Consider the following 12811-nt stretch of genomic DNA (forward strand, 5'->3'; position numbering starts at 1 on the left):
CCCACCGACGACACTTTGTCACCTGTCCGCGCAGTGCTTATTCACCGGATGGATAGTCCCAACCAATACTTCCGGGTGGTCCGGGTCAGGTCCCGGCACATTCCAGCTTGCGCAGGTCGCGCTCGAGCTGGCCAATCAGGTTGCCGGTCTGGCGGTGCAGTCGTAGCAGCCGTTCCATCTGCAACGAAACCGAGGCGGCGGACAGGTCGTCTTCGCGCGGCGCAGGACCGATGCCGTGCAGGATCCAGGAAATGCTGGTGCCGAGCAGGCCGGCCAGCTTGGCGATGCGATGGGCCCCGGGCTGCGAGCGGTCGCGCTCCCAGGCATTGATGGTGGCGGTCTTGACCCCGAGGCGCCAGGCAAGTTCCGAAGCACTCAGGCCGCTTGCTTCGCGCGCACGCGACAGGCGTCCGCCAATGGTGTCGAGATCGGGTGTCTGCTCATAGATGTTCGTGGTGTCGGACACCAGAAGGGCCTCCTGTCGTATGTTGGATTTGGACCGCCGAATGTCTGGGCGGCATGCCGCGAGCATCGGCCAGCGAGCCCGGATGCGCAACCGCAAGATACGAAAAATCGGTCAAGCTATTGAATAAGCGTGACTATCAATGGCGCTTGCGATCGTCCGTCAGATGCCGCCGTACCAGTCGTAGCCACGGTCTTCCCAATAGCCCCCCTTACCAAGGCCCATGGCGCCGAAGCCGTCGACCAGCTCGATCTTGTGGATGTATTTCGGCATCTTGTAGCCGAGCTGTCGTTCGACACGCACCCTAAGCGGTGCGCCGTTTTCGACCGGCAGCGGCATGCCGTTCATGCCATAGGCGAGGATTGTCTGCGGGTGCCGCGCGTCGACCAGATCGATCGAGCCGTAATATTTGACTTCGCCCGAGAGGCTTCGTTCGATGGTGTCGAGGCAGTGGAAGACGACGTAGCGGGCATTGGGCTTGACCGCGGCGGCATCGAGTACGAGCGCCATCGGCACGCCTGTCCATTTGGCAATACAGCTCCATCCCTCGACGCAGTCATGCCTGGTGATCTGGGTACGCGAGGGCATGTTCATCAGTTGCTGGCGCGTAAGCGATAGCGGCTTTTCGACCAGGCCCGTCACCTCCAGCCGCCAGTCGGCGAAGTCGCCCGACTGAAGGGATTTGTAGACACTGTCGTCGGGTGCAGTGATGCCGTTGGGGCGTTGCGGCTGCCGAATGTCGGCCTCGGTGAACTCCTGGGCCAGCGACTCGCGGCCGGCGAGCAGCCGCTGGACGCGGTATGTCAGGTCGTTGGCACCCTCGAGGACATTGCGCACGCCGTTGTCGCGATCGGCGAGAAAATCGAAGGCGTCGCAACCGGAGAGTGCAAGTGTCGATGCACCGAGCGTAGCTGTTGTGAGGAAGCGCCGGCGGTTGAGCTGGAACTTGGGCATCTCAGGCGCTCCCTTCGCGACGGTCGCGTTGCGGTGGGTCGGTGCGATACCAGCCGGTGACGATCGAGCGCAGTTCGTTGATCGGTCCCGCCGCCAGGATCATCAGCATGTGGACAACGAAGAAGCCGACGAGCAGCGCCATGGTGACGAAGTGGATGGTGCGCGCGGTCTGGCGTCCGCCCAACAGGTCGGCGAGGAACGGCACGGCTGCATTCATGCTCGGCGACATGGCAAGCCCGGTGACGATCATCAGCGGCAGAAGCACGAACAGCACGCCACCATAGGCGAGCTTCTGCAAGGTGTTGTAGTTGCGGCTATGGTGGAACCTCAGCCTGGCGTGGTCGGCGACGTCCTTCGGCAGGTTGCGCAGATCGTTGACGCTTGGCGCAAGATCGCGACGCAGATGGCCGTTGATGGCGCTGGCGACGAGCCAGACGAGCAACGTGCCTGAGAGCACCCAGGCGAAGAAGAAATGCACGACGCGGCCGGTGGCGAGATCCTGGCCGGACGGAATCGTCGCCCATGCCGGAAACGCGCGCCCGTTTGGATTGGCGGCCGATCCCGACAGGCCAAGCACACCCGTCGTGTTGAATCTGTTTCCCAGGATCGTCGTGTAACCGACTGGTCCCGTTGGGCTATTTTCAGCACCGATGACCAGCACGTCGTTGCTGAAAGCAAAGCCTGACTGCTTGCCGATGTAGAGCGCGGGGTGGGCGTTGAAGATCTGCAGACCACTCAGCAGCAGGAAAAACAGCGACACTGCCCAGATCCAATGGGTGAGGCGTGTCCAGCGTGTCTGCCGATAGACGAGTTCGCCGCGGGTGCCTGACGCTTTCGCGTCATTCGCCTGCTGCAGCATGTGCGCCTGGCTTTCCATAACACCCGATCTCCCGTGGCATCGGCGATTGCGGGGGCGTCATCTTACGCCCTTTCGCAGAGGATTACGCTTTGGCGTCGGGAATTGTTTCGCTGCGGCGGTGACTTCGGCGTGAAATCAGCTTGCGAGTGAGACCACCAGGTTGACGGCCGCGGCGACGATGATGGTGTTGAAGAAGAACGACAGGACCGAATGGACAAGCGCTGCCTGGCGCATGTGCGTCGACGAAATGTTGGTGTCGGCGGTCTGCGCCGTCATGCCGATGACCACGGCGAAGTAGAGAAAATCCCAGCCACAGGGGCGTTCTGTGCCGGGAAAGATCAGGCCGCCGACCGGCTTGCGGCTGCGTGTCGACGCGGCATCGGCCTTGGTGTCGCCTTTCCAGTAGAGGCGGGCGTAGTGCAGGGCCGCCATGGCGTGGATGGTCAGCCAGCCGAGCGGCAGCGACAGCAGCGAAAACGCCAGCCAGGAGGGATGCGGAACCTGCTTGGCATTCATCAGCACGAATAGCGAGCCGACGGCGACCACGACGATACCGATGGTCACCAAGAAGATGATCCAGATCGGCTCGTCGGCCTGCTGGGCGCGCCGGCTGAGGAAGTCCGCCGTCAGTCGCGGCATTTCACGCAGGACAAGCAGTATGTAAGTGGCGAAAAACGTATTGGCGGCGATGCTGTAGCTGAGCGGATGCTGGAGCAGCATTGCCACGGCGAGCGCCGCCACCCCGATGCCGGCGCTTGCCAGGAAAATGAAATGGCGGCCGAACGGCTTCATTGTGCCTGCACCGACTTCACAGCCCTTCGCGCCATCTGGTCGAGCGCGCCGAGAAAGCGCGAGCGGTCCTGGGCGGAGAAGGAGGCATTGTAGCCCTTGCTTTCACCGGTTTCGCGCAGGTGCTGTTTCAGATCACGCATGGCGACCGCCATGCCGATGGTCTCCGGCGTGAACGGCTTGCCGGTCGGGCCGAGCACATGGGCGCCAAGCGCCACGGTGCGCGCGGCGAGCGGGATGTCGGCGGTGATGACGATGTCGTTGGCGCGCGCGTTTTCGACGATCCAGTCGTCGGCGGCGTCGGCGCCCTTTGAGACCACGACGTTGCGGATCATCGGATCGCGCGACGGGCGCAAGCCGCCGTTTGACACGAAGGTGACGACGAGGTCCAGCCGTTCGGCGACCTTCACCACCTCGTCCTTCACCGGGCAGGCGTCGGCATCGACATAGATCACAGGGGCATTTTCAGTCATTTCAGGCACGGTTCCGGGAAGGCAGTTCTTTGATTATGGTCTGGCGCGTCGAACGGAGACCGAGCATGGCACATCTGATCAATCGCGAACAATGGGCCGAAAAGCCCGATACCTGGCACGGCGAGTTCCAGGGCGGCGCTTTCGGCGCCGATGTCTCGGTGGTGTTCTTCAGCAGCGACAAGGTCGGCGGCGGGCCGAAGCTGCACACGCATCCTTATCCGGAGGTGTTCATCGTCCGTGTCGGCCGGGCGTTGTTTACCGTCGGCGACGAGACGATCGAAGCGGAGGCCGGGCAGATCCTGGTGGCGCCGGCGAACACGCCGCACAAATTCGCCAATCTCGGGCCTGGACGGCTGGAGACGACCGACCTGCATGTAGCCGGTGCCTTCGACACGACCTGGCTGGAGTAAGCCCCGTCAGGCGCTTGCGCGCGGGACAGGCCTGAGCATGTCGACATGCGGGATGTCGTCCTCGAGATATTCGTCCGACACTGTGTCGAAGCCGAAGGACGCGTAGAATTTCTCGAGATGGCTTTGGGCCGAAAGCGCAATTGGCCGGTCCGGAAAGAGCCTTTCGCAGGCGGCTATGGATTCGGCCATCAGCTTGTCGCCGAGGCGCTTGCCGCGATGATCAGGAGAGACCACCACCCGGCCGATATAGGCCGGATCGTCATGGCCCGATGGGGCGAGGATGCGCGTGCTGGCCAGCAATTCCTTGCCGGCAAGCAGCCTGAGGTGCAGCGCCTCGGGATCCTTGCCGTCCATCTCGGGAAAGGCGCATTTCTGCTCGACGACAAAGACATCGAGACGCATCTTCAGCATCGCATAGAGGTCGCGCGGCGACAGCTCGTCGAGCGATCTTACGTCGACCTCATATGCGATGCCGCTCATCAGTAGACGACCACGCTGCGGATGCTTTCGCCTGCATGCATCAGGTCGAAGCCCTTGTTGATGTCTTCGAGCTTCAGCGTATGGGTGATCATCGGGTCGATCTGGATCTTGCCCTCCATGTACCAGTCGACGATCTTCGGCACGTCGGTGCGGCCGCGTGCGCCGCCAAAGGCGGTGCCTTTCCAGGTCCGGCCCGTGACCAGCTGGAACGGACGCGTCGCAATCTCCTGGCCGGCGCCGGCGACACCGATGACGATCGACTCGCCCCAGCCGCGATGTGATGCTTCGAGTGCCTGGCGCATCACCTTGACGTTGCCGGTGCAGTCGAAGGTGTAGTCGGCACCGCCGATCTGGTCGGCACCACGCTTGGTCATGTTGACCAGATAAGGAACGATGTCGCCCTCGACCTCCTTCGGATTGACGAAATGCGTCATGCCGAACTTCTCGCCCCAGGCCTTGCGCTCATTGTTGATGTCGACGCCGATGATCATGTCGGCGCCGGCAAGCCTGAGGCCCTGCAGCACGTTGAGGCCGATGCCGCCGAGGCCGAAGACGATGGCCGTCGAACCGATCTCGACGCGCGCGGTGTTGATGACAGCGCCGATGCCTGTCGTCACGCCACAGCCGATATAGCAGATCTTGTCGAAGGGCGCGTCCGGATTGACCTTGGCGAGCGCAATCTCGGGCAGCACGGTGAAGTTCGAGAAGGTCGAGCAGCCCATATAATGAAAAATCTTGTCCTTGCCGATCGAGAAGCGCGAGGTGCCGTCAGGCATCAGCCCCTGGCCTTGCGTCGAGCGGATCGCGGTGCAGAGGTTGGTCTTGCGGCTGAGGCAGGACGGGCAGGAGCGGCATTCCGGCGTGTAGAGCGGAATGACGTGGTCGCCCTTCTTGAGCGAGGTGACACCCTTGCCGACATCGACGACGACGCCGGCACCCTCATGGCCGAGAATGGCCGGGAAGATGCCTTCGGGATCGGCGCCTGACAGCGTGAACTCGTCGGTGTGGCAGATGCCAGTCGCCTTGATCTCGACCAGCACCTCGCCCTCGCGCGGCCCCTCGAGGTCCACCTCCATGATCTCGAGCGGCTTTCCGGCTCCAACAGCAACGGCGGCGCGGGTTTTCATGGCGATCGTCCTTATATCTACTCAGAGGAAAAATTGTTGTCGGCAAGGTTTCAGGTTTTGCCGCCGCAGGCAACCGGCAAGGCGACACCTGAACGTCGCAGGACGACGGTTGGCATGATACTCCACAAGCGGTTTCCGACGCGACCCCTTGCGGGATGGACATGGTGGCTGGCGTGGCCGAACATGGCCACGGAATTTCCAGGTAAATGGCAGACGATTCGATGTCGAGTGACAGGCTCCCACGCGATCCCCTGAAGCGTGAAGCGCTCATAAGGGCAGAAAAACCAGAGACTTCCGACCGGATGTTCATTCATCTGCGCGTTCACTCTGCCTATTCGCTGCTCGAAGGTGCCCTGAAGCTCGACAAGGTCGTCGGACACGCTGCCAAGGACGAGGCGCCCGCCATCGCGGTTGCCGACACCAACAACCTGTTCGGCGCGCTGGAGTTTGCCCAGAAGGCCACCAAGGATGGTGTGCAGCCATTGATCGCTTGCCAGGTCGACGTTGACTTTGCAGACGGTGGCGACAGCACCCAACGCGGCCAGGGCTGGAAGCAGGCACTCGATCTGTTTCCGGTGGTTCTGATTGCCGCGACCGAGACCGGCTACGCCAACCTTGTCAGGCTGGTCAGCCGGCTCTATCTCGAAACCCCGAACGGCGAACCGGTGCACGCCAAGCTCGATTGGCTCGCCACCGCAGCGGACGGTATTATCTGCCTGACCGGTGGCCCACGCGGGCCGGTCGGTGCCGCGATCAAGAGCGACCATACGGCAATTGCCGAAAGCCGCCTGCTGACCCTGAAGCAGATGTTCGGCGATCGGCTTTACGTCGAACTCGAGCGTCTGGCCGGCTATGACCGCATGATCGAGGCGGCAACGATCGAACTCGCCTATCGCCACTATCTGCCGCTGGTCGCCACCAATGAGGCGTTCTTCGCCAAGCGTGCCGACTTCGAGGCCCATGACGCGCTCATTGCCATCGCCGAGGGTTCGGTCGTCGCCGAGGACAATCGCCGCAGGCTGACGCCGGACAATTTCCTCAAGTCGCAGAAGGAGATGGCAGAGCTTTTTGCCGATCTGCCTGAGGCGATCGACAACACCGTCGAGATCGCCAGGCGCTGTTCCTACTATCCCAAGAACCGCAATCCGATCCTGCCGCGATTCACCGGTGGCGACATCGCCGATGCTGACGCGGCGGTTGCCGCCGAAGCGGCGGAACTGTCCCGCCAGGCTCGCGAAGGTCTTGCGATGCGCCTGGAAACGCGTGGCCTGTCGACCGGCTACACGCCCGAACAGTACCAGGAACGGCTCGAATATGAGCTTGGCATCATCGAGCGAATGAAATTCCCGGGCTACTTCCTGATCGTTGCCGACTTCATCAAATGGGGCAAGCAACAGGGCATCCCGGTCGGCCCCGGCCGTGGTTCAGGTGCAGGCTCGCTGGTTGCCTATGCGCTGACCATCACCGATGTCGATCCGCTGCGTTTCTCGCTGCTGTTCGAGCGCTTCCTCAACCCCGACCGCGTCTCGATGCCCGACTTCGACATCGACTTCTGCCAGGACCGCCGCGAAGAGGTGATCCGTTATGTGGTCGGCAAGTATGGTCGCGACCAGGTCGGTCAGATCATCACCTTCGGTACGCTGCAGGCGCGCGCCGTGCTGCGCGACGTTGGCCGCGTTCTGCAGATGCCTTATGGCCAGGTCGACAAGCTCACCAAGATGGTGCCGCAGAACCCGGCCAATCCGGTGACGCTGGCCCAGGCGATCGAGGGCGAGCCGCGCTTTGCCGAGGAGGCAGAACGCGAGCCGATCGTGCAGACGCTGCTCGACATGGCACAGAAGCTCGAGGGCCTCTACCGCCACGCCTCGACGCACGCCGCCGGCATTGTCATCGGTGACCGCCCGTTGTCCGAACTGGTGCCGATGTATCGAGACCCGCGCTCGGACATGCCGGTCACCCAGTTCAACATGAAATATGTCGAGCAGGCCGGACTGGTGAAGTTCGACTTCCTCGGCCTGAAGACGCTGACGGTGCTGCAAAAGGCGGTGCATTTCATCAGCCGCAAGGGCGTCGACATCGACCTCGCGCTGATCCCGCTCGACGATCCGCTGACCTACGCCATGCTGTCGCGCGGCGAGACCGTCGGCATCTTTCAGGTTGAAAGTGCCGGCATGCGCAAGGCGCTGATCGGCATGAAGCCCGACCAGGTCGAGGACATCATCGCGCTGGTGGCACTCTACCGCCCCGGCCCGATGGAGAACATCCCGACCTACAACGCCCGCAAGCATGGTGACGAGGAGATCGCCTCGATCCATCCGATGATCGACTATCTGGTGAAGGAGACGCAAGGCGTCATCGTTTACCAGGAGCAGGTCATGCAGATCGCGCAGGTGCTGTCGGGCTATTCGCTCGGCGAAGCCGATCTGCTGCGCCGCGCCATGGGCAAGAAGATCCGCGCCGAGATGGACAAGCAGCGCGAGCGCTTCGTCACCGGTGCCATGGACAAGAAGGTCAGCAAACCGCAGGCCAACGCCATCTTCGACCTGCTCGCCAAGTTTGCCGACTACGGCTTCAACAAGTCGCACGCCGCAGCCTACGCCATCGTCTCCTACCAGACGGCGTATCTGAAAGCACACTATCCGGTCGAGTTCCTCGCGGCCTCGATGACCTACGATATGTCCAACACGGACAAGCTGAACGACTTCCGCCAGGATGCGATGCGGCTCGGCATCGACGTCGTGCCGCCATCGGTTATGACCAGCTTCCGCGACTTCGAGGTCGGCGAGAAGAAGATCTTCTACTCGCTCGCCGCGATCAAAGGCGTGGGTGAGGCGGCGGTGCACCACATCGTTGCCAAGCGCCAGGAAAAGCCTTTCGCCAGCCTCGCCGACTTCTGCGAGCGCATCGACCCCAAGCTGGTCGGCAAGCGTGTCTTTGAAAGCCTGATCATGGCCGGCGCGCTCGACTGTTTCGGCCACGAGCGCGCGGCGATGATGGCGGGCATCGAGCGCATGATGGGCCTTGCCTCCCGCGCCCACGAAAATGCCACCCTTGGCCAGTCCGACATCTTCGGCAGTGCTGCCTCAGGGCAGGCGCCGTCGCTGCACCTGCCGGTCGCCGACGCCTGGCTTGCCGCCGATCGCCTGCATCGCGAATTCCAGGTCGTCGGCTTCTACCTCTCGGCGCATCCGCTCGACGAATACAAGGCCGCACTTGAGAAGATGCGCGTCCAGAACTGGGCCGACTTTGCCGCTGCCGTGAAGCGTGGTGCGACTGCAGGGCGTCTGGCCGGTACCGTCACCACCAAGCAGGAACGCAAGACCAAGACCGGCAACAAGATGGGCATCGTCCAGTTCTCGGATGTCTCGGGTCAGTATGAAGCGGTGATGTTCTCGGAGACGCTGGCGCAGTATCGCGACCTGTGTGAACCCGGCAAATCGGTGGTCGTCACCGTTGCCGCCGAGGATCGCCCCGAAGGCGTCAACCTGCGCATCCAGACTGTGCAGTCGCTCGAGGACGAAGCGAGCCGGGTGCAGAAGACGCTGCGCATCTTCGTGCGCGATGCGGCTCCGCTCAACATGCTGTCCAACCAGCTGACGGTGCGCGGCGAAGGCGAGGTAAGCTTCATCGTGCTCAAGGGCGAGGCCGAGGGCGAGATCGAAATCGAGCTACGCGAACGCTACCGCATCACGCCGTCGATCGCTTCGGCGATGCGCGCCGTGCCGGGAGTTGTCGAGGTCGAGCTGGTCTAGCCGGTTAGGTTGTCTCCGGCGACGTCACTTCGCCTTGCCGGCCAGCTCGGCCCGGCAGGCCTGCGCCCGTTCCACAAGCATGGCCCGCTCGCGCTCGTTTTGGGTTAGTGCAGCCGCCCGTTCGAACTCGCCAAGCGCCTCACCAAGGCGACCGAGCTTCATCAAAAGGTCTGCGCGCACGCTTGGCAGCAGGTGATAGTTGCGCAGCGCCGGCTCCAGCATCAGCTGGTCGGCGAGCTCCAGTCCGGCTGCCGGACCGAATGCCATCGCCAGTGCCATGGCCCGGTTCAGCTCGATCACGGGCGAGGGCGCAAGCGCGGCCAGCGCCGCGTAGAGAGCGGCGATGCGCGGCCAGTTGGTCTGTTCGGCCGCGTGCGCCCGGGCGTGGCAGGCCGCGATCGCCGCCTGCAGCGTGTATGGGCCTGGTTGCTGCATGGCTTCGGCCTTGGCGAGTGCCGCAAGGCCGCGATTGATTAGCAGATGGTCCCAACGGGATCTGATCTGGTCGAGCAGCAGGATCGGCTTGCCGTCGGCATCGGTGCGGGCCGGCAAGCGCGATGCCTGGATTTCCATCAACGCGACCAGGCCGTGAACTTCAGTGTCATTGGGTGCAAGCAGCGCCAGCATCCGCCCCAGCCGCATCGCCTCCTGACAGAGTTGTGGCCGCATCCAATCGTCGCCGCGGGTGGCGGAATAGCCTTCGTTGAAGACGAGATAGAGCACTTCGAGCACCGAGCTCAGCCGGTCGGCGCGATCCTGGCCGGCAGGCACCTCGAACGGCACGCAAGCGTCCGACAGAGTGCGCTTGGCCCTGATGATGCGCTGCGCCATCGCTGCTTCGGAAACCAGGTAGGCGCGGGCGATCTCTTCCGTGGTCAGGCCACCGACCAACCGCAAGGTGAGTGCCGCCCGTGCGTCGGCCGAAAGCACCGGATGGCAGGACACGAACATCAGTCCGAGCATGTCGTCGCCCATCCCGTCCTCTGGCTCGGCCATTGCCTCGACGTCGGCATCGATACCCAGCAGTGCGAGTTTGCCGTTTGCCATCTTGGCACGCCGAAAATGGTCGATGGCCCGGCGCCTGGCCGAAGTGATCAGCCAGGCGCCAGGCTTGTCCGGGATGCCTGAAACGGGCCAATTGCGCAGTGCCGCGATAAGGGCATCCTGGGCCAACTCTTCCGCCAGGTCGACGCTGCGGGTGAACCGGGTGAGTGCCGCCACGATCCGCGCCCGCTCCATGCGGAACACTGTCTCGATGGCCCTGTGCGTCGCGCGGCTTCTGGCGACGCTGTCATCAGAGACAATGTCGGTCGGCATCGTTGGCTGCGGATCGATATCGTATGCGGCCATCTATGACCTGTCTTGCGCGATGCCCATTTCGCGAAAGCGATCGATGCCTTCGCTGGGCTCGAAATCCTCGAGATCGAACATCTGGCGCACCTCGATCTGGCCGTTCTCGATCTGCGGGTTGGGAAAGCGGTTGGCCCATTCCATCGCTTCCTCGCGCGTCTTCACCTGGATGATCGTGTAGCCGGCGATCAGTTCCTTGGTCTCGGCAAAGGGGCCATCAGTGATGGTCTTCTTGCCGCCAGACCATGTGATGCGCCAACCCTTGGAGCTCGGCTGCAGGCCGCTGCCGTCGAGCAGCACACCGGCCTTGGCCAGTTCTCCGTGATAGTCGGCCATGGCTGAGATCATTTCCGCCGGGGGCATGACGCCCGCTTCGGAGTCCTTGCTGGCCTTGATCACGAACATGAAACGCATTGGTTTGCTCCCGCATAATGAGGCCCGACACCATTGTCTGAGCCTAGTCTGCCAACACGACGAGCAGAAGGCAGCAGGATCGACAAAGCCGTTGGCGATTTCTTGCCGCGTGCAACACTTTGCTTCGTTGCGGCGCTTCATCACTGCTGGTACTTTGCCTCGGCCAGTGAGAGGGCGCCGTCATGGACGAGAAAGCCGCCGCAGCAGATCTCATGCAGATGGTGAATGGGTATCAGGTGTCCCAGGCGATCTGCGTCGCCGCAACCCTTGGCATTGCCGATGAACTGACGAACGGACCGCGTTCCAGCGACGATCTCGCCGCTGCGACCGGGTCTCACCCGCAGGCGCTCTACCGCCTGTTGCGTGCGCTTGCTTCGGTCGGTGTGCTCCATGAAGGGGCGACGAGGCAGTTTTCCCTGACGATGCTTGGGTCGGGGCTGCGTTCGGATGCCGAGCAATCCGTCGCACCCTGGGCGCGCATGGTTGGCCGAGCCTACTACCGCGACGCCTGGGGTGAGCTGTTGCACAGCGTACACACCGGCGAGAACGCGTTCGCGCATGCGCATGGCATCGGTGTCTGGCAGTACCGCATCGATCATCCAGAGGAGTCGCTGATCTTCGACCGGGCAATGTCGTCCTTCGTGCCGGCAGTCGCTGCGGCGGTGCTTGCGGCCTACGACTTCGGCAGCTTCGACGTCGTCATGGATGTCGGCGGCGGCCAGGGTGCCTTGCTGGCGGCGATCCTTGCCCGCAATCCGTCGCAGCGCCGCATCCTGTTTGACCAGCCGATGGTGGTCGAGGGTGCCGGTGCCGTTCTCAGTGCGGCGTCGGTCGCCGATCGCTGCGAGGTGGTCGGCGGCGACTTCTTCGCTGCCGTGCCGGAGGGTGCCGATGCGCATGTCATGAAATGGATATTGCACGACTGGGACGACGAGCGCTCGATCGCCGTGCTGAAAAGCTGCCGGCGGGCAATCCGGCCGGATGGGACGCTGGTCGTACTCGAAGCTGTTCTCGCGCCACCGAACGAAGGCGCGCGCCAAATTCGCCGACCTCAACATGCTGGCGGTACCCGGCGGACAGGAAAGAACCAGGGACGACTTCGCGGCGCTGTTCGCAGCATCCGGCTTCCGGCTGACCAAGGTGATCGACGCCGGGCCGCGTATCAGCATTGTCGAAGGCGAGCCGGCGTGACCTGTATCCGCTGAAGCAACTGCGGGAGCGCCTCTGACTGGCATCGGCGATGGCGCCGGTGAAAACTCCAAAAACACTCGGCTCGAGCACCCGCTGAATCTGCTGCGAAGCAGATTTCATCCGGCATCTGCCGGATGCGCAACTCCCAGACTGTGTTTGATTTGCCCCACCTGTGCGCGCTCTTGGGGAAGATCAGCACGGCAGCAGCAAAATGGGGGTCGGCGGCAATCTGGCGATGTCGAACTTCGGGCCGGACACGATCGCTTCGCTCGACGGCCGCGTCGCCGCGCTGGAGGACAGCTTCTCCGGCAGCATCGGCAAAGGCCAGCAGCGCCATTGCCTTGGCGATGGCGGGCGGCACGTTGCCTTCCGACAAGGACTTCGCGATGTCGATCAACTGGGTCAACTTCGAGGGCGAGAACGGCTTTGCCGGAACCGCAGCCATGCGCTTCAACGACAATCTGCACCTGCATGGCGGCATCGGTGTCGGCGCGCGCCACGGCACGGTGGGCAGCCGCGCCGGCCTGACATTCGCCTGGTAGCGAGACG

The 12811-nt window shown here is 63.2% G+C and carries 13 protein-coding genes and 1 pseudogene; 4 read left to right on the forward strand and 10 right to left on the reverse strand.

Features of this window, described 5'->3' with window-relative positions; all coding sequences use genetic code 11:
* Positions 1-85 precede the first annotated feature (85 nt).
* The 5 genes from H5P29_RS18105 to H5P29_RS18125 form a co-directional block, all read right to left on the reverse strand.
* Positions 86-466: a helix-turn-helix domain-containing protein gene (locus tag H5P29_RS18105; RefSeq protein WP_185910122.1), complete on the reverse strand. Its 381-nt coding sequence runs from the start codon at positions 464-466 to the stop codon at positions 86-88.
* A gap of 159 nt (positions 467-625) precedes the next feature.
* Entirely contained in the window at positions 626-1417 is a 792-nt protein-coding gene (locus tag H5P29_RS18110) for a molybdopterin-binding protein (RefSeq protein ID WP_154384167.1), read from the reverse strand.
* Between the two features lies 1 nt (position 1418).
* Positions 1419-2294, reverse strand: a complete 876-nt coding sequence (locus tag H5P29_RS18115; protein ID WP_083948573.1) for a cytochrome b/b6 domain-containing protein — start codon at positions 2292-2294, stop codon at positions 1419-1421.
* A gap of 117 nt (positions 2295-2411) precedes the next feature.
* Positions 2412-3068, reverse strand: a complete 657-nt coding sequence (locus tag H5P29_RS18120; protein WP_067961752.1) for a DUF1345 domain-containing protein — start codon at positions 3066-3068, stop codon at positions 2412-2414.
* The gene (locus H5P29_RS18125; RefSeq protein ID WP_067961755.1) at positions 3065-3538 is read right to left on the reverse strand and encodes a YaiI/YqxD family protein; all 474 of its coding nucleotides are present in this window, start codon (positions 3536-3538) and stop codon (positions 3065-3067) included. The genes H5P29_RS18120 and H5P29_RS18125 overlap by 4 nt, the downstream gene beginning before the upstream one ends.
* A 65-nt stretch (positions 3539-3603) precedes the next feature.
* Here H5P29_RS18125 and H5P29_RS18130 point away from each other — a divergent pair, with 65 nt between their 5' ends.
* The gene (locus H5P29_RS18130; protein ID WP_154384168.1) at positions 3604-3948 is read left to right on the forward strand and encodes a cupin domain-containing protein; all 345 of its coding nucleotides are present in this window, start codon (positions 3604-3606) and stop codon (positions 3946-3948) included.
* Between the two features lie 6 nt (positions 3949-3954).
* Here the strand turns inward: H5P29_RS18130 and H5P29_RS18135 are convergent, their stop codons facing one another.
* Both H5P29_RS18135 and H5P29_RS18140 read right to left on the reverse strand, forming a co-directional pair.
* A complete protein-coding gene (locus H5P29_RS18135) occupies positions 3955-4428 on the reverse strand; it encodes a GNAT family N-acetyltransferase (protein WP_154384169.1) in 474 nt (157 codons plus the stop codon).
* Complete coding sequence (locus H5P29_RS18140) at positions 4428-5555, reverse strand: S-(hydroxymethyl)glutathione dehydrogenase/class III alcohol dehydrogenase (protein ID WP_067957500.1); 1128 nt, start codon at positions 5553-5555, stop codon at positions 4428-4430. Before H5P29_RS18140 ends, H5P29_RS18135 begins: the two co-directional genes overlap by 1 nt.
* A gap of 302 nt (positions 5556-5857) precedes the next feature.
* Between H5P29_RS18140 and dnaE the strand changes: the two genes are divergently transcribed.
* Positions 5858-9307 (forward strand): DNA polymerase III subunit alpha, encoded by a 3450-nt coding sequence (dnaE, locus tag H5P29_RS18145; RefSeq protein WP_185910123.1) that lies wholly within the window; start codon positions 5858-5860, stop codon positions 9305-9307.
* Between the two features lie 24 nt (positions 9308-9331).
* Here dnaE and H5P29_RS18150 read toward each other — a convergent pair whose 3' ends face one another.
* Together H5P29_RS18150 and H5P29_RS18155 are read right to left on the reverse strand one after the other, a co-directional pair.
* A complete protein-coding gene (locus H5P29_RS18150; protein WP_246670688.1) occupies positions 9332-10657 on the reverse strand; it encodes an RNA polymerase sigma factor in 1326 nt (441 codons plus the stop codon).
* Positions 10658-11071 (reverse strand): YciI family protein, encoded by a 414-nt coding sequence (locus H5P29_RS18155; protein ID WP_154384170.1) that lies wholly within the window; start codon positions 11069-11071, stop codon positions 10658-10660.
* A 218-nt stretch (positions 11072-11289) separates the two neighbouring features.
* Here H5P29_RS18155 and H5P29_RS18160 point away from each other — a divergent pair.
* Positions 11290-12262 (forward strand): annotated as a pseudogene (locus H5P29_RS18160) (methyltransferase).
* On the opposite strand, the gene H5P29_RS18165 reads toward H5P29_RS18160, so the two are convergent.
* Complete coding sequence (locus H5P29_RS18165) at positions 12234-12659, reverse strand: hypothetical protein (RefSeq protein ID WP_185910124.1); 426 nt, start codon at positions 12657-12659, stop codon at positions 12234-12236. The pseudogene H5P29_RS18160 and the gene H5P29_RS18165 sit on opposite strands and share 29 nt — an antisense overlap.
* Here H5P29_RS18165 and H5P29_RS18170 point away from each other — a divergent pair.
* Positions 12649-12804: a YadA-like family protein gene (locus H5P29_RS18170; protein WP_185910125.1), complete on the forward strand. Its 156-nt coding sequence runs from the start codon at positions 12649-12651 to the stop codon at positions 12802-12804. The genes H5P29_RS18165 and H5P29_RS18170 overlap by 11 nt on opposite strands.
* Positions 12805-12811: the final 7 nt, after the last annotated feature.

The organism is Aminobacter sp. MDW-2 (assembly GCF_014250155.1).
GTDB classification, from domain to species: Bacteria; Pseudomonadota; Alphaproteobacteria; order Rhizobiales; family Rhizobiaceae; genus Aminobacter; species Aminobacter ciceronei.